The following is a 14,485-nucleotide window of genomic DNA, read 5'->3' on the forward strand; positions in this document are numbered from 1 at the left end:
GAGCCGAGCATGGACGCGGCTCTACAACACGCCGCGGCCATCCTTCCCGTCAGCGCGCCAGCAGCTCGCGCGCGTCCTGCCCAGCCTCGCAATGCACGAACAGCACCGGCACGCCGTGTGCTTCCAGCACCGCAGCCATCTGCCGCTGGCGCATCAGGAACTGCTCGTAGATGCCTTGCAGTCGCTCGCAGTCGCCCTTGCCGTGGTTGTAATGCGCGCACCAGCCGGCCGGATCGAACAGCGCCATGCGCGCTTCGCCCTGCGTATAGCGCAGCAACGGCTCGGGCGCGTCAGTCAGCCACTCGTCCTGGCCCGGGGCCATGATCGCGGTTTCAATCAACGGCCACAGCGCGGCCAGGCCCTGGTTGTCGTACTGCATCGACATCATCGCGGCCAGATCGTTCACGGTGAAATAGCGCGCATGCTCGACGCGCGCACCGAACGTGTTCTGCGCCATCAGCGCGGTATCGGCGTGGGCCATGCCATTGGCCAGCAACACCTCTTCCAGTGCATTGGCCACGGCCGCCGTGGTTGCCACCTCGCTGCCGGTCAGCAGGAACGGCACCACCCGCAGGCCACCGCCAACCAGGGTGGCGTCGGCCTGGAACGGCAGCGGCACATCACCGCTGGCATCGGCGCCGAAGGCCAGCACGCGCGGGCCCTGGTTGCGGCCGGGCGCGCGCATCTGCAGTTCTTCCAGGCGGCGATGGATCGGCCAGCCCGGGCGCAGCACTTCGGCCGGATCGAAATGGGCGGCGGCGAACACCAGGTCCAGCTCGGCCACCTGTGGCACCAGCTTGGACAGGTCGCGGCCGACGCGTTCGGCCAGTTCACCGGCCTGTTCAGCGCTGAGCACGGCCTGGCGGGGGATTTCGCCGCCGGCCAGTTCCAGGGCCAGCACGCCAAGGGCATTCATCGCAGGGTCGGGTTTGCTCATGGTTCCACGGTTGGCCCATCACAGGGCGGCAGCTACACTTGGCCCCATTATGCCTGCTCTGTCGTGCAGGCCATGTTGCAGACACCCTCATCCATGCCAGGTATCTCCATGCCCAACGCTCGTCCCGTCGCCATCCTCGGTGGCGTCCGCATTCCGTTCTGCCGCCAGAACACCGCGTATTCGGATGTCGGCAACCTCGGCATGTCGGTGCGCACGCTGGGAGCGCTGGTCGAGCGCTTCGGCCTGCACGGCCAGCAGCTGGGCGAAGTGGCGATGGGTGCGGTCATCAAGCACTCCAGCGACTGGAACCTGGGCCGCGAAGCCACGCTGTCCTCGGGGCTGTCGCCGTTGACCCCCGGCATCACCCTGCAGCGCGCCTGCGGCACCTCGCTGGACAGCATCATCACCGTCGCCAACAAGATTGCCCTCGGCCAGATCGAGTCCGGCATCGGCGGCGGTTCGGATACCACCTCCGACGTGCCGATCGTGTACGGCAAGAAGCTGCGTGCGCGCCTGCTGGCCGCCAACCGCGCCAAGACCACCGGCGACAAGATCCGCGCGCTGACCTCCGGTTTCAAGTTCGCCGAGCTCAAGCCGGAGTTCCCCGGCGTGGCCGAGCCGCGTACCGGCAAGAGCATGGGCGACCACTGCGAGGACATGGCCAAGGAGTGGAACATCTCGCGTGACTCGCAGGACGAGTGGGCGGTGTCGTCGCACAAGAAGCTGGCCGCCGCCTATGAGCGCGGTTTCTTCAACGACCTGATCGCACCGTTCCGCGGCGTCGAGCGCGACAACATCCTGCGTGCCGACACCTCGCTGGAAAAGCTGGCGACGCTGAAGCCGGCGTTCGACAAGGTGTCCGGCCGCGGCACCCTGACCGCCGCCAATTCCACCCCGCTCACCGACGGCGCCGCCGCCGTGCTGCTGGCCAGCGAAGAGTGGGCTCGGGCGCATGGCCACGAGCCGCAGGCGTACCTGCGCGACGCACACGTGTCGGCCGTCGATTTCGTGCACGGCGAAGGCCTGTTGATGGCCCCGACCGTGGCGGTGCCGGAAATGCTCAAGCGCAACGGCCTGACCCTGCAGGACTTCGACATCTACGAGATCCACGAAGCCTTTGCCGCCCAGGTGCTGTGCACCCTGCGTGCGTGGGAGAGCGAGGATTACTGCCGCAACCGCCTGGGCCTGGATGCGCCGATGGGCCGCATCGACCCGGACAAGATCAACCTGCTGGGTTCGTCGCTGGCCACCGGTCACCCGTTCGCCGCCACCGGTGCGCGCGTGATTGCCACGGCCGCCAAGCAGCTGGCCGAGCGTGGCGGTGGCCGTGCGCTGGTGTCGATCTGCACCGCCGGCGGCATGGGCGTAGTGGCGATCGTCGAACGTTGAACACCACGGTAGTGCCGGCCGCTGGCCGGCAACGTTGGAATTGAAAACGCCGCCCGATGGGCGGCGTTTTCGTTGTTGCCTCGGTGGTTGCCGACCGTTGGTCGGCACGCCTCAACCGCAATCACGGCAACCGCGGGTTGCCGAATTCATCGCGCTCTTCGTTGGCGTCATACACCGGCGGCAGCGGTGCAATCGACTGCTCCTCGACGGTCGCATGCAGCGGCGCGTCGACCACCGCTGTCGGTGTGCGCACCAGTGCCACGCTGTCTTCGCCACGCTGCAGCCGCAGTGCGTTGGTCAGGCACTGCGCAGCCAGCACGTGCTCGCCCCGTTGTGCGAAGGCTTCGCCCAGCGCTTCCCACGCAGGGGCACCGGCGCCCGCGGCGATGGCTTCATGCAGGAATGCATCGGCGGCATCCCACTGCTGCTGCGCCAGCGCGATGCGGCCCTGGGCCAGGCGCAGGGCCGCCGAGTCATCGTGCACGTTGCGCCAGCGCTGCAGGTTGGCCTGGCGCGTAGCCAGACGTTCGGCCGGCAGACGGCCATACAGCGCCCCCAGTTCGTCATCCCAGCGGTGGTCCAGGGCCTGCTCAAGCGCCAGCAGTGCCGGTTCGTCCCAGTCCAGTGCAACCGCACGGGTGGCGTAGGCGGCAACCACGTCCGGGGTCGGTCGCAGCGCCTTCGGCGTGGCTTCCCATTGCGCAGCCAGGGCATTGACGTCGCCCGCCTCCAGCAGTGCCTGTGCGGCCAGGCGTGCTTCCAGTTCGCTGCTGGCCTCGGCCGGCAGCACCTTGGTCTGGCGCAGTGCGCCCAGCTGGCCGTACGCCTCGTGCGCGCGGCCAGCACGTGCCAGCGCTTCGGTGCGCAGCCACAGACCGCGCGGGGGCAGCGGCTGGATTGCCGCCACGTCCAGTACATTGATCGCATCCACCGGCAGATCGCTGGCGAGCAGCTGTTCGGCACGCAGCAGCGCCTGCAACGTCGCATCGCTTTCGCCCAAGCGCTGCAGCAGCGCCTCGGCAGCGGGTGCATCGGCGCGCACCTGTGCGCTGCGCACAGCATTGGCCAGTGCAACCCCGCTGACTTCCGGATCCTTGGCGGCACCGTCCAGCAGCTTCTCAGCGCGCTGCCACTGGCCATGCTCGTACGCCAGCAGGCCATCGATCAGGCGCACCCGGCCCTGCTTGCGGCGGTAGCGGCCCCAGGCACGGAACGGTGCGGCGATCAGGCTCCACAGCAGCCACAGCACCAGCACGCCGATCACCGACAGCAGCGCCACCTTCGGCAGGTTGCTGTGGTAGTCGTAGCCGGCGTAGCGCAGGGTCACTTCGCCGTAGCGGTTCAGGTCATCGGTGCCGAGCCATTGCGCGGCAACCACGCCAATGGCTACGGCCAGCAACAGCACGACCAGTGATTGCAGGGGTTTCATACGGGCTTACCTCCGGTCGGTCTGGGTACGCAGTTGTTGCAGGGTGCTGCCAAGCACGGTGTCATCGGCCTGCAGAGGCAGCGTGCGCAGGGCATGGAGTTCAGCACGTTGCGCGCGCAGGTCCGGTGAATCCGGCCAGCGCCGTTGTGCCCACAGATCGATTCTGTTCAGCGCGGCATCGCGGCCGCTGCCGTCGCCGCGTTCGATCGCTGCACGCGCCAGGGTCAGTTCCAGCTGCAGCGCCGTGTCGATGGTGGTGCGCTCGGCCGAGGTCAGCGGGCCGTTCAGACGACTCGGGGTGATGTCCACGAACGGTGCCAGAGCGGCCTGCCACCACGGTTTTGCGGTGGTGTCGGCCGGCGTCGGCGCGATCTGCGAAGGCAGGCCCTGCAGGGCCTTGCCCAGCGCGTCCAGGCGCTGCAGTGACTGCACGCGAGGGCCAGCGCCCAACGCATCCAGCGCGTTGCGTTCCTGCACCAGTGCCTGGCGCAGGTTGAGGCCGTCGCTGTCGGGAAGATCGGCCAATGCGGTGGCGGCAAGCGCATACAGTCGGCGCGATCCGTCAACGTCATCAGCGAAGGCCAGCCGCTGTGCGGCCTGGGTCAGCAGCAGTTCTGCCTCATCGCGCTGCACGGCTTGGCGCCCCTGGTTGGCGCTGTCGGCCAGCTTGGCCAGGTTCTCTTCAAGCAGGGCACTGCGCTGCGACAGGCCCAGCATTTCATCGCGCAGCACCCGATTGGTGGTGGCCGCATCCTGCAGGCGCTGGCTGGCGGCACGCTGGTCGCGGCGCAAGGCCTCCACCGTGTCCTCCAGCCCCTTCAGCTGCACGGCCGTGGTCTGCGCCTGCGCCAGCTGGTCGCTCTGCTGCTTCTGCCAATAGTGGTAACCGGCATAGCCGCCTGCGCCCAGCACCGCCAGCACGGCAAGCGGCAACAGCCAGCGCATGGGGCGATGGGGCGATGGAGCGGGCGGCAGAGTGTCGTTCATCGGGCTTCCTTGTCGGCGGCAACACCGGAACCGATCCGGCAGGCAGCGTTGTGCACAGCATCACTGTTGCCGACGACACCGGCAAGCCGCCGCCGGGTGCCTGTTCAGGTCGCTGCCGGCCCGGTGAGCGCAGCGTGTGCAGCGGCGATCAACTGAAGGTGCGTGGGACCTTCGCTGCGCACCACCCGCGTCAGCCCCAGCGCCAGCGCCTGCGCGCCCAGCCGGTCGCTGGCCACCAGACCGATGGCGTTCGCCTGCAGCCGATGCTGCCAGGGCGCAGGCAGCTGCTGCCAGACACGCTGCAATGCCTCGCCACTGCTGATCGCCAGCAGCCAGGGCGTCGGAGAACGGGCCAAACGCGCCAACATGCGTCGCGACAAGCGCAGTGGCAGCCGTCGATAGACATCGGCGCGGATGATGTGCGCGCCGGCGGCCTGCAGTTCGGCGGCAATCAGGCCGCGGCCTCCCGGTGCGGTCACCAGCCCGATCTGCATGCCGCGCACATCGCCCAGCACCGGCATCGCCAGCAGCCCCTCGCTGTCCATCCGCTGGGGCGCATGGACGTCGGTGACACCCTGTGCCAGCAGGGCACGCGCGGTGCCTTCGCCCACGGTCAGCCACGGGCTGCGTTGCGCCGTCGCCAGCGGCAGCAGGCTGGCCGCCGCCGCAACGGCCGCCGGGCTGGTGAACACCACCCGATCGCTGGTCAGCGCCCGTTTCAATTGCTGCAAAGCGGCAATGCCCTGCATACGTTGCAGCCGCCAGGGCGAAAGCGCGACAGTGCGGCCTCCCAGCGCAGCTGCGGCGTGGCGCAGCGTCGACTGTTGGCCCTGCGGGCGCAGCGAGATCAGGGTCCAGCCAGTGGGTATCGTATGGTTGGCCATTCCCGTCATTATGCGGGCCCTTTGTTGTCGTGGTCTCTGCTCCGATGTCCGTTGATGCTCTGACTTCCTCGCTGGCCGCCCTGCAGGACGTGCTGGACTGCATGCCGGCGGTCCGCGCCATGCAGATCCAACTCGATGGCTATGCCGACGGCGTGCTGCGCATCACCGCGCCGCTGGCCGCCAACGTCAACGACAAGGGCAACGCCTTCGGTGGCAGCCTGGCCTCGGTGCTGACCCTGTCCGGCTGGGCGCTGGTCAGCCTGCGCCTGCGCCTGGCCGGCCATGACGCCGAGGTCTACGTGGCCGACAGCAACCTGCGCTACCTGGCGCCGGTCTATGAAGACCTGCATGCCCATGCAGAAGCGGCCGAAGCAACCGGCTGGGATGCCTTCCTGAACACCTTCCGCCAGCGCCGCAAGGCCCGCATCAGCATCGTCGCGACCCAGCCCGGCGCCGATGGCAAGGCCGCGGCCGAATTCAGTGGTCGTTTCGTTGCCTTCGCCAAAGGGTAGGATGGCAGGCTGACGCCCTGCGGAATCCACCGATGCGCCGCCTCATCCAGATCCTCCTGTGTTCCCTGCTGCTGCTCAGCGCCGCCGCCGGTGCTGCCGCCGACGACCTCAGCCGCAAGCAGCGCAAGCTGCTGGAAGAGACCCAGATCGCCTACGGCGCCACCATCCGCTGGGGCAGCATGGACGACGCCATCAGCTACCTGGACCCGCAGCTGCGCAAGTCCAAGCCGCCCACTGAATTCGAACTCAACCGCTATGCCCAACTGCGCGTGTCGTCCTACCGCGAGCGCAGCACGGCAGCGCTGGACGGCGGTCTGGTCGAGCGCCGGGTCGAAATCGGGGTGATCAACCAGAACACCCAGGCCGAGCGCACCGTGGTGGTGACCGAGCGCTGGCGCTGGGATCCGGAAGCCAAGCGCTGGTGGCAAAGCGCGGGCCTGCCGGACCTCTGGCAGGGGCAGTGACGGGTCGCGTCCGGCTTGTGCGACAATCGGCGCCCGCTTAATCGACCCGTGACCTGAGTGAATTACGAAGAGTTGCTGGCCTTCGCAGGCCGAAACCCGATGCTGTCCGCGGCCCTGGTCGGCCTGACCGTGGCCCTCATCGTCACCGAAATCCGCCGCCTGTTCCGGGGCTTCAAGGGCATCAAGCCCGCCGAACTGACCCAGCTGATCAACGCGGGCGGCACGGTGGTAGTTGATCTGTCGCCCAGCGCTGATTTCGAAAAAGGCCACATCGCCGGCAGCCGCAGCGCCCAGGCCAGCGCGTTCGGCCCCGAACACAAGCTGGTGGCCAATGCCAAGCAGGCCCCGGTGGTTCTGGTGTGCCGCAGCGGCAACGCGTCCGAGACCGCTGCCAAGGCGCTGAAGAAGGCCGGCTTCGAGAAGGTCTTCGTGCTCGACGGCGGCATCCCCGCGTGGCAGCAGGCAGAACTGCCGCTGGTCAAGGGCCGCAACTGATCGCAGGCGGTGGCGGATGTGGCCTTGTTTGCGCCCTCCGCCGCCCCCATCGCAGTAATTCGACCATCGTTTTCATTGCATTCACTGGAGTTACTGGAAATGTCCGAAGAGACCACCAACGGCGCTGTCGCGCCGGTCGATGCCGCCACCGGCCCCGCGTTCACCGTCGAGAAGATCTACGTCAAGGACGTTTCCTTCGAGTCGCCGAATGCTCCGTCGATCTTCAACGACCAGGTGCAGCCGGAACTGCAGCTCAACCTGAACCAGCAGGTCCAGCGTCTGGGCGAGAATGCCTTTGAAGTCGTGCTGGCCGTGACCCTGTCCTGCAAGGCCGGCGAGCGCACCGCGTACGTGGCCGAAGTGAAGCAGGCCGGCGTGTTCGGCCTGGTCGGCCTGGACCCGCAGTCGATCGACGTGCTGCTCGGCACCCAGTGCCCGAACATCCTGTTCCCGTACGTGCGCCAGCTGGTCAGCGACCTGATCCAGGCCGGCGGGTTCCCGCCGTTCTTCCTGCAGCCGATCAACTTCGAAGGCCTGTACGCAGAAACCCTGCGCCAGCGCCAGGAGCAGGGCGACGCACCGTCGCTGGCTGACTCCGAGCCGGTCGGCAACGCCTGATCCCGGCCGCGACGTCACGGATGAGCACTACCGCTGACAAGATTGCCGTACTCGGCGCCGGTTCCTGGGGAACCGCGCTGGCTACGCTGCTCGCCCGGCACGGTCGCCAGACCGTGCTGTGGGGGCGCGATGCCGCCGTGGTTGAAGCCATCGACCAGCGCCACGAGAATCCGCGTTACCTGCCGGGCATTCCGTTGCCGGAATCGCTGCGCGCCACCACCGACCTGGCGTCGGCGGTGGAAGGTGCCGCGTGGATCCTGGTGGTGACCCCGTCGCATGCGTTCGGTGAAACCGTGCGTGCGCTGGCGCCGCTGCGTCCGGCCGGTGCCGGCGTGGCCTGGGCCACCAAGGGCTTCGAGCCCGGCTCCGGCCGCTTCCTGCATGAAGTGGCGCGCGACGTGCTGGGTGAGGACGTGCCGCTGGCCGTTGTCACCGGGCCGTCGTTCGCCAAGGAAGTGACCCTGGGCCTGCCGACCGCGATCACCGTGCACGGCGACGTGCCCGAGTTCGCGCAGACGGTGGCCGAGGCCATGCACGGCCCGGCGTTCCGCGCCTACACCGGCGACGACATGGTCGGTGCCGAACTGGGCGGTGCGATGAAGAACGTGCTGGCCGTGGCCACAGGTGTGGCCGATGGCATGCAGTTGGGCCTGAACGCCCGTGCCGGCCTGATCACCCGTGGCCTCAACGAGATGCTGCGCCTGGCCGCAGCAATCGGCGCCAAGCCGGAAACGCTGATGGGCCTGGCGGGTCTGGGCGATCTGGTGCTGACCTGCACCGGCGACCTGTCGCGCAACCGCCGCCTGGGCCTGGCCCTGGGCCGTGGGCAGACGCTGCAGGACGCCATCCGCGAGATCGGTCAGGTGGTCGAGTCGGTGCAGACCGCCGACGAAGTGATGCGACAGGCGCGCCGTCATGGCATCGACCTGCCCATCTCCGACCGTGTGCGCGCCGTGCTGCATGGCGAACAGACGCCGGAAGAAGGATTGCGTGCGTTGTTGGCACGCGAACAGAAACCGGAATATCCGGACACGCTGTTCAAGTGAATCGAAAACCCCGGCCCAGCGCCGGGGTTTTTTTGTGCGTGCGCGAAACCCATCCACGCATGGCGTGGATCTACTGTGGAACCCGTAACGCCCATCACCGCGACCGCGGCGGCGCGTTGGTGTTGTCCATGTCCGAAAAGATCATCCACGGCCCACCCGCCACCCGCTTCAACGTCAGCGTGAACTTCCCGGTATCGCCTACGTTGTTGCCGTAGGTGTAGGCACCGATGATGTAACCGGTGGTTTCCTCGGCGGCATAGGCCAGCGCGCGCAGCCGCAACGGGCTGCTTCCCTGGCCGGCATACGCTGCCTCGATTGCTGCGCGCCCGCGCACAGGCGGCTGGTTGCTCTGCAGGATGAAACCGTCCTCGGCGAACAACCTGGCCAATGCCTTCGCATCACCCGTGCGCCACGCCTGTTCGTAATCGCGCAGCACGCGATCCAGCGCGTCAGGCAGAGTGACATCGGCAGGGCGTGCGGCGGGCGAGTGTGCGGCCGATTGCTGCGCAATGACGGGCCCGGTCATCAGCAGGCCAGCAAGAAGAATCACGGCACATCTTGAGTGGCGCATGTGTTTGCATCCTCACGGTGATGGATGGCGTGACCGCCAGAGTATCAACCTGGCTGGCGGGTAGAATCACACGGTCGCCGGCTTGGCGAACGCGTCGCACATCACCTACGGAAACAGGACAGGGAATGAAGTCTCGAATGATTGGAATGGCAGGGATGCTCGCGTTGCTTGCCGCCTGCACGCAGGCACCGGCACCGGACGCAGGCACCACTGCCGCGCCTGCCGCTACCGCCACGCCGGCGACGGAAGCCCCGGCCGCCACCGCCACGGTGGTCGAGAACGCGCCGTCCATCGAAGACGGCGTGGACCCCTCGGTGTGGGACAACGAAGGCGAGCCGGAAGGTGAAACCCCCGGTGCGGAGCTCACCTGCAAGGACAATCCGCTGGCCACCCATTTCTTCACCCTGGTCGGCGGCAACAGCGTGGACGACTGCGGCCGCAAGGACCCGAAGGTGCTGGCCGCGTTCAATGCCGTGATGAAGAACACTGCGGCGGCCGAATCGCCCGATAAGGACATCCCCTCCCTGCGCGAACGCCTGTTGAGCGGTCCCAGCGGGCCTGGCGAACTGATGGTGCTGCAGGGCGAGCCGTGGTGGTTCTACACCGCCTGCCAGGCACACCAGTGCCCGACCACCGCGCTGGCGATGCTGTACTCGCCGACGCAATCGAAGATGGTCGGTCGCCTTACCGCGCGCTGCAAAGTGTGGTGGCTGGGCGAGCCGACCGCGGAGCAGCGCGCCCTGATCGAGCACGAGCGGCCGGTGGACGAGGCGATGCTGAAGGACGACGGCGATTCCTGCGGGTGACAGGCGGTAGCGCCGGAAGATTCTCCGGCGCTATTCCTCCGGTCGCATCCGCGCGCTGACCTGCGCGCTCAGCGCCAGGCACGCCATCATCAAACCCTCCATCACCCGATCGCCCACATACTCGTCGTGCGGGCCGCTCTGGCGGACGCGCTCGGCCGCCAACAGCATTTCCAGCGCTACGCGCAGGCCTGCCAGTGCGCAGTCCGCATCAGCCAGCGCCACGCGGCGGCCAGGCATCGGGTGAAGCTCAGGCCAGGGCTGGCCATCGGCGGCGGCGCCTTTTCCAATCCGCGTCAGGGTGGCGATGAAGGCTGTGGGATCGAGCGCAGGCGTTTGCTCTGGTACCTCATCGTCTGCAGCGCGATAGGGTTGGGGACGGGGGAATTCCGGTGTGGTCATGGCTGGGGCTCCGTGCAGGACAGACGGTAGCCGCCACACAAAGGTGGCGGGCGGAGACGTGGCTCGAAAACCGGGACAGTGCGTACAAGGCCGGCAGGCACAAGGCCTCCACGCTCCGCCCGCCATAGCCGGCAGACGGATTGCCGACCGGCGCCACGCGAGGTGACGCCGGCCAGCAAGCGTAAACAACGTACGCAGTGCCACGGGTTTTCGATGCCCGGCCATCCTTTTTCGATGGCCCGTCATCTGTACCGCTGTGGCTGCACAACGCCAATCAGACAAGTTGCATTCAACGCTTGGTGCAAGACGCTTTCAGCATTTTTGCACGCTGTTAAGCCGCCCCAGACACCGATGGCGCAAGGGCCCTAAGTGATTGAGGAATGTGCGACATGCGTCGTGGTTGCCAGCGTAGTGTGCTGTCACCTCAGCGAGGCAATGACGACAAAGCCGCCAAAAGGCGGGCGCAACTGGACTAAGCTCCTGTCGTGCTGCAGGAGCTCATTTTGGAAAAGCCCTTGATCGTCACCCTGGAAGCGGCCTTCGCAGGATTCACCTTCCTTCCCTGGTTCGCGTGGGCGAGCAACAGCCTCAACCCGAAGCTGATTCTCCATGCAGATCATGTGGAGTATCGCGTTCTGCGGACGCGCACCCGGCCCTACGGCGAGATCGCCAGGGTGGACTATCGGAAGGCCCCTGGAACCGAGAACGTGGTGCTGGAGTTCCACGGAGCGAAGACGACTTTCATCGCCAATACCGGCTTGGTTCGACGTGCCAGGGAAGCCATCACGCTGCTGCACCAGCAGGGCTGCCCGCTTTCAGAACGAGCGCAGGCATTGCTGTTGCCTTCTGGCCCGTAGGTTCGGCGCCGACCCCGATGGCCTCCACATGGCGCTGATGGGCGTCGGCTATTCTCGTGGCGTTAGCCCGAACATGGAATCAACCGCATGCCTCCCTCCGATATGCGCGCCGGATGTGCACAGTGCCGCGATGCGGATCCGCTGCAGTTCGAATTCAGTTACGCATTCCAGCCGATCGTCGATGTGCATGCACGCAAGGTGTTCGCGCATGAAGCGCTGGTCCGCGGTCCGGCCGGAGAGCCCGCAGGTTCGGTGCTGTCACGTATCACCGCGGAGAACCGTTATTCGTTCGACCAAGCCTGCCGTGAGAAGGCGATCCGGATCGCGGCGTCGTTGAATCTGCGCTCTCATCTTTCAATCAATTTTCTGCCCAATGCCATCTATCGGCCCGAGGTGTGCATCCGTTCCACGCTGCAAGCTGCGGATCGGCATGGTTTTCCTGTTGAGCGAATCATCTTTGAAACTGTGGAGGGAGAGCAGATCAGCGATGGAAAATGGTTGGCCGAGATCCTGAGCGAGTACAAACGTATCGGCTTCAAGACGGCCATTGATGATTTCGGTGCCGGTTTTGCCGGCCTGAATCTGCTGGCCGACTTCCAGCCGGACATGGTCAAGCTGGATATGGCGCTGATCCGGGGAATCGACCATAGCCCCTCGCGTCGCGCGATCGTAGCGGGCGTGGTGTCCATGTGCGAGCAACTGGCCATCAATGTCATTGCCGAGGGCATAGAAACCCGCGATGAGGCGCACTGCCTGTCTGATCTCGGCATCAGCCTGATGCAAGGCTACTGGTTCGGTCGGCCGCAGTTCGAGTCTGCTGCCCGCGAGGCTGATATCACCTGGGCAATGTGATCGGCACACGGCGCGTCCGATCCCGGTCAGGTGTGGCCGCCTGAGGCACGCCTGCCTTCCCCATGCCCGTGCCGACTCATGGGTTGGCCTGGCAGATCCGGGTATTCGACCCCGGGCCCGTCGCGGCTTGGCCTGAAAAGGCGGCAATCGCCCTCGCATCAACCTTCGCCCGGGTTCCATGGGATGATGCGCTGCCCACCGGACGACCGACCATGCAGAAGCTGACGGACCCCCATCTGCTGGACGACATCGCCGAGATTGGTCGCATCCAGGCCGTGCCGCGAATCCTGGAGACCGTAGCCCACATCACGGGCTCACGATTCACCGCCATTGCCCGCGTGACCCAGACCACCTGGACCGCGTGCGCCACGTTCGACACCCTGGGGTTTGGGCTTGTTCCGGGTGGCCAACTGGTGCTCGAGACGACCATCTGCGATGAGATCAGGCAGTCGGCGACGTCGGTGGTATTTGCGCATGCGAGCAAGCACCCGGTTTACGCCACGCATCACACGCCGCGGATCTACGGGCTTGAGAGCTATGCGTCCGTTCCCATCCATCGGCCGGACGGCAGCTTCTTCGGCACCCTCTGCGCAATTGATTCAGCACCGGCCAACTTCGACGTAGCCCATGTCCAACGATCCATGGAGCTGCTGGCCGACCTGGTAGGAAGTTACCTCGACAAGGAAGATCGCCTTGAGCGAGCGGAAACCGCGCTCTCCGACGCGCACCGCGTCGCCGACCTGCGCGACCAGTTCATTGCAGTGCTGGGTCATGACCTGCGCAGTCCTCTGCAGGCAATCAGCATGGCTGCGGATTCGCTGGCATGTGAGGCAGGTACTGAGCGTCAGCAGCGGATGCTCGCGCACATCGCCTCAGGCGTTGCCAGAATGGATGGACTGATCAACGACGTGCTTGATTTCGCCAGGGGGCGTCTGGGCGGCGGTATTCCCATCGCGCTGCAGCTGATCAGTACGCTGGAAGAAGATCTGAAAAGGGTCGCAGAAGAGGTGGCAATCGCCACCGGTCGCCAGGACATCAAGGTCTGCATGCAGATGGACGGCGGCGTGGTCTGTGATCCAAGCAGATTGGCGCAGCTCCTGGCCAACCTGCTCACCAATGCAGCCGAACACGGAGCGCGCTCGTCGCCAATTGCGCTGACCGTCAACGCCACGTCCGAAATGCTTACGCTCGACGTACACAACGACGGACACATTCCATCAGAGAGGATGGACGCCATATTCAGTCCGTTCTCTCGCGAGAAGAGTGAGCAGCCACGGCCCGGCCTCGGCCTCGGCATCTACATTGCGTCGGAGATTGCGCGCGCTCATGGCGGCACGCTGGAGGTGCAGTCCAGCGCGGCCACCGGCACCTTGTTCACGTTCAAGATGCCCAGGCTGGAGCTTCCGTAAAGAAGCACTCCTCGCTGCGGTCTGACGCGACTGCTTCCTCAGCCTTCACAGCCGCGCTTCATTTGCGGGCGTGGCGTGCGTCCTTCTCATCGTCGCCCTTCGCAGCCGCGCGACTCTGCGCGAACTCTGGGAACGTTTCCTCGATCGAGTCCTTGTCCGGCAGCACGTAGAACACGCCACCCTTCTCGAACGTGGACTGCACGATCTGCTCATAGAACGCGGGCGAGACGTTGATGCAGCCGTGGGTGACACGGTTGTCGTCCGGCGTGGCGGAGGCCAGTCGTTCGCTGCGCTTCTCTTTCGGGGTGCCCGGGGGGAGCGGGTGCATGGACACGGCGGAATCGTAATCCACCCACAGCACGCGTCCAGCGTCCTCGGACGGGCCATAGCCGCCAATGAAACGGCCGGCCGGGGTGGTGCGGTCGTGGCCTGGAATCGCGCTCAATGCGAGCTTGGCGACACCGGGGGCCGAGTGATCGCCGATGGCCGAACCAAACAGCGCAGGTGCCGCGCCGCGCAGCTTGCCGTCACCGCCGAAGACCAGGACCTGTGCTGCCGCCTTGTCCATGATCGCGAACGGATAGCCCTGGTTGTCTTTGCTGGCGACTACCCAGCCGGCCAGTGCAATCACGGTTTCGGATACTTCCTGGCCCTGCGGAAGTTCATCGGCGGCGTTCGCCGTTTCTGCGGCAGGTGCTTCTTTTGCTTCCTTGCCATTCTTGGCACTGGCCACGTTGGTACCTGCCAACGCCAGCGCGATGGTCAGCGCGGCCGACACGGCCCGGCGTGCAGGGAGTGAGTACGTACGAATGGGACGGCTCCTTCGGATG

Annotated in this window: 17 protein-coding genes; 10 read left to right on the forward strand and 7 right to left on the reverse strand. The window is 66.3% G+C overall.

Features of this window, described 5'->3' with window-relative positions; genetic code table 11:
* Positions 1-49: 49 nt before the first annotated feature.
* Positions 50-937, reverse strand: a complete 888-nt coding sequence (locus HUT07_RS00710; protein ID WP_176019289.1) for a hypothetical protein — start codon at positions 935-937, stop codon at positions 50-52.
* 93 nt (positions 938-1,030) lie between these two features.
* Between HUT07_RS00710 and HUT07_RS00715 the strand changes: the two genes are divergently transcribed.
* Positions 1,031-2,326, forward strand: a complete 1,296-nt coding sequence (locus tag HUT07_RS00715; protein ID WP_100461806.1) for an acetyl-CoA C-acetyltransferase — start codon at positions 1,031-1,033, stop codon at positions 2,324-2,326.
* A 121-nt stretch (positions 2,327-2,447) separates the two neighbouring features.
* Here the strand turns inward: HUT07_RS00715 and HUT07_RS00720 are convergent, their stop codons facing one another.
* The 3 genes from HUT07_RS00720 to HUT07_RS00730 form a co-directional block, all read right to left on the reverse strand.
* Entirely contained in the window at positions 2,448-3,755 is a 1,308-nt protein-coding gene (locus HUT07_RS00720) for a heme biosynthesis HemY N-terminal domain-containing protein (RefSeq protein ID WP_176019290.1), read from the reverse strand.
* Between the two features lie 6 nt (positions 3,756-3,761).
* Positions 3,762-4,742 carry a uroporphyrinogen-III C-methyltransferase gene (locus tag HUT07_RS00725; RefSeq protein ID WP_176019291.1) on the reverse strand — a complete coding sequence of 327 codons (981 nt, stop codon included), beginning with the start codon at positions 4,740-4,742 and terminating at the stop codon, positions 3,762-3,764.
* Positions 4,743-4,846: 104 nt separating this feature from the next.
* On the reverse strand, positions 4,847-5,635 hold the full coding sequence (locus HUT07_RS00730) for a uroporphyrinogen-III synthase (RefSeq protein ID WP_176019292.1): 789 nt from the start codon (positions 5,633-5,635) through the stop codon (positions 4,847-4,849).
* Between the two features lie 35 nt (positions 5,636-5,670).
* On the opposite strand from HUT07_RS00730, the gene HUT07_RS00735 reads away from it, so the two are divergent.
* From HUT07_RS00735 to HUT07_RS00755, 5 genes are all read left to right on the forward strand, one after another.
* A complete protein-coding gene (locus HUT07_RS00735; protein ID WP_176019293.1) occupies positions 5,671-6,138 on the forward strand; it encodes a YiiD C-terminal domain-containing protein in 468 nt (155 codons plus the stop codon).
* A gap of 32 nt (positions 6,139-6,170) precedes the next feature.
* A complete protein-coding gene (locus HUT07_RS00740) occupies positions 6,171-6,602 on the forward strand; it encodes a hypothetical protein (protein ID WP_176019294.1) in 432 nt (143 codons plus the stop codon).
* Between the two features lie 57 nt (positions 6,603-6,659).
* Positions 6,660-7,097, forward strand: coding sequence for a rhodanese-like domain-containing protein (locus HUT07_RS00745; protein WP_025875933.1), 438 nt, complete (start codon positions 6,660-6,662; stop codon positions 7,095-7,097).
* Between the two features lie 99 nt (positions 7,098-7,196).
* Complete coding sequence (gene secB, locus HUT07_RS00750) at positions 7,197-7,715, forward strand: protein-export chaperone SecB (RefSeq protein ID WP_176019295.1); 519 nt, start codon at positions 7,197-7,199, stop codon at positions 7,713-7,715.
* A gap of 20 nt (positions 7,716-7,735) precedes the next feature.
* On the forward strand, positions 7,736-8,761 hold the full coding sequence (locus tag HUT07_RS00755) for an NAD(P)H-dependent glycerol-3-phosphate dehydrogenase (RefSeq protein ID WP_176019296.1): 1,026 nt from the start codon (positions 7,736-7,738) through the stop codon (positions 8,759-8,761).
* A gap of 94 nt (positions 8,762-8,855) precedes the next feature.
* Here HUT07_RS00755 and HUT07_RS00760 read toward each other — a convergent pair whose 3' ends face one another.
* The gene (locus HUT07_RS00760) at positions 8,856-9,311 is read right to left on the reverse strand and encodes a nuclear transport factor 2 family protein (RefSeq protein ID WP_254898790.1); all 456 of its coding nucleotides are present in this window, start codon (positions 9,309-9,311) and stop codon (positions 8,856-8,858) included.
* A 146-nt stretch (positions 9,312-9,457) separates the two neighbouring features.
* Between HUT07_RS00760 and HUT07_RS00765 the strand changes: the two genes are divergently transcribed.
* Positions 9,458-10,138 (forward strand): hypothetical protein, encoded by a 681-nt coding sequence (locus tag HUT07_RS00765; RefSeq protein WP_176019298.1) that lies wholly within the window; start codon positions 9,458-9,460, stop codon positions 10,136-10,138.
* 30 nt (positions 10,139-10,168) lie between these two features.
* Here HUT07_RS00765 and HUT07_RS00770 read toward each other — a convergent pair whose 3' ends face one another.
* Positions 10,169-10,537, reverse strand: coding sequence for a hypothetical protein (locus tag HUT07_RS00770; protein WP_176019299.1), 369 nt, complete (start codon positions 10,535-10,537; stop codon positions 10,169-10,171).
* A gap of 515 nt (positions 10,538-11,052) precedes the next feature.
* Here HUT07_RS00770 and HUT07_RS00775 point away from each other — a divergent pair.
* The 3 genes from HUT07_RS00775 to HUT07_RS00785 all read left to right on the forward strand — a co-directional run bounded on the left by HUT07_RS00775 (position 11,053) and on the right by HUT07_RS00785 (position 13,655).
* A complete protein-coding gene (locus tag HUT07_RS00775) occupies positions 11,053-11,394 on the forward strand; it encodes a hypothetical protein (protein WP_254898792.1) in 342 nt (113 codons plus the stop codon).
* Between the two features lie 102 nt (positions 11,395-11,496).
* Positions 11,497-12,246, forward strand: coding sequence for an EAL domain-containing protein (locus tag HUT07_RS00780; RefSeq protein WP_217706651.1), 750 nt, complete (start codon positions 11,497-11,499; stop codon positions 12,244-12,246).
* A gap of 212 nt (positions 12,247-12,458) precedes the next feature.
* Complete coding sequence (locus HUT07_RS00785; protein ID WP_176019301.1) at positions 12,459-13,655, forward strand: ATP-binding protein; 1,197 nt, start codon at positions 12,459-12,461, stop codon at positions 13,653-13,655.
* 58 nt (positions 13,656-13,713) lie between these two features.
* On the opposite strand, the gene HUT07_RS00790 is transcribed toward HUT07_RS00785, so the two are convergent.
* The gene (locus HUT07_RS00790; protein WP_176022449.1) at positions 13,714-14,415 is read right to left on the reverse strand and encodes a hypothetical protein; all 702 of its coding nucleotides are present in this window, start codon (positions 14,413-14,415) and stop codon (positions 13,714-13,716) included.
* Between the last annotated feature and the right edge of the window lie 70 nt (positions 14,416-14,485).

The organism is Stenotrophomonas sp. NA06056, assembly GCF_013364355.1.
GTDB lineage: Bacteria > Pseudomonadota > Gammaproteobacteria > Xanthomonadales > Xanthomonadaceae > Stenotrophomonas.

What these genes read in the sequence shown, in the direction of transcription:
- HUT07_RS00710 (WP_176019289.1), bottom strand. Translation starts at nt 937, where the DNA reads ATGAGCAAACCCGACCCTGCGATGAATGCCCTTGGCGTGCTGGCCCTG.
- HUT07_RS00715 (WP_100461806.1), top strand. Translation starts at nt 1,031, where the DNA reads ATGCCAGGTATCTCCATGCCCAACGCTCGTCCCGTCGCCATCCTCGGT.
- HUT07_RS00720 (WP_176019290.1), bottom strand. Translation starts at nt 3,755, where the DNA reads ATGAAACCCCTGCAATCACTGGTCGTGCTGTTGCTGGCCGTAGCCATT.
- HUT07_RS00725 (WP_176019291.1), bottom strand. Translation starts at nt 4,742, where the DNA reads ATGAACGACACTCTGCCGCCCGCTCCATCGCCCCATCGCCCCATGCGC.
- HUT07_RS00730 (WP_176019292.1), bottom strand. Translation starts at nt 5,635, where the DNA reads ATGACGGGAATGGCCAACCATACGATACCCACTGGCTGGACCCTGATC.
- HUT07_RS00735 (WP_176019293.1), top strand. Translation starts at nt 5,671, where the DNA reads ATGTCCGTTGATGCTCTGACTTCCTCGCTGGCCGCCCTGCAGGACGTG.
- HUT07_RS00740 (WP_176019294.1), top strand. Translation starts at nt 6,171, where the DNA reads ATGCGCCGCCTCATCCAGATCCTCCTGTGTTCCCTGCTGCTGCTCAGC.
- secB (WP_176019295.1), top strand. Translation starts at nt 7,197, where the DNA reads ATGTCCGAAGAGACCACCAACGGCGCTGTCGCGCCGGTCGATGCCGCC.
- HUT07_RS00755 (WP_176019296.1), top strand. Translation starts at nt 7,736, where the DNA reads ATGAGCACTACCGCTGACAAGATTGCCGTACTCGGCGCCGGTTCCTGG.
- HUT07_RS00765 (WP_176019298.1), top strand. Translation starts at nt 9,458, where the DNA reads ATGAAGTCTCGAATGATTGGAATGGCAGGGATGCTCGCGTTGCTTGCC.
- HUT07_RS00770 (WP_176019299.1), bottom strand. Translation starts at nt 10,537, where the DNA reads ATGACCACACCGGAATTCCCCCGTCCCCAACCCTATCGCGCTGCAGAC.
- HUT07_RS00780 (WP_217706651.1), top strand. Translation starts at nt 11,497, where the DNA reads ATGCGCGCCGGATGTGCACAGTGCCGCGATGCGGATCCGCTGCAGTTC.
- HUT07_RS00785 (WP_176019301.1), top strand. Translation starts at nt 12,459, where the DNA reads ATGCAGAAGCTGACGGACCCCCATCTGCTGGACGACATCGCCGAGATT.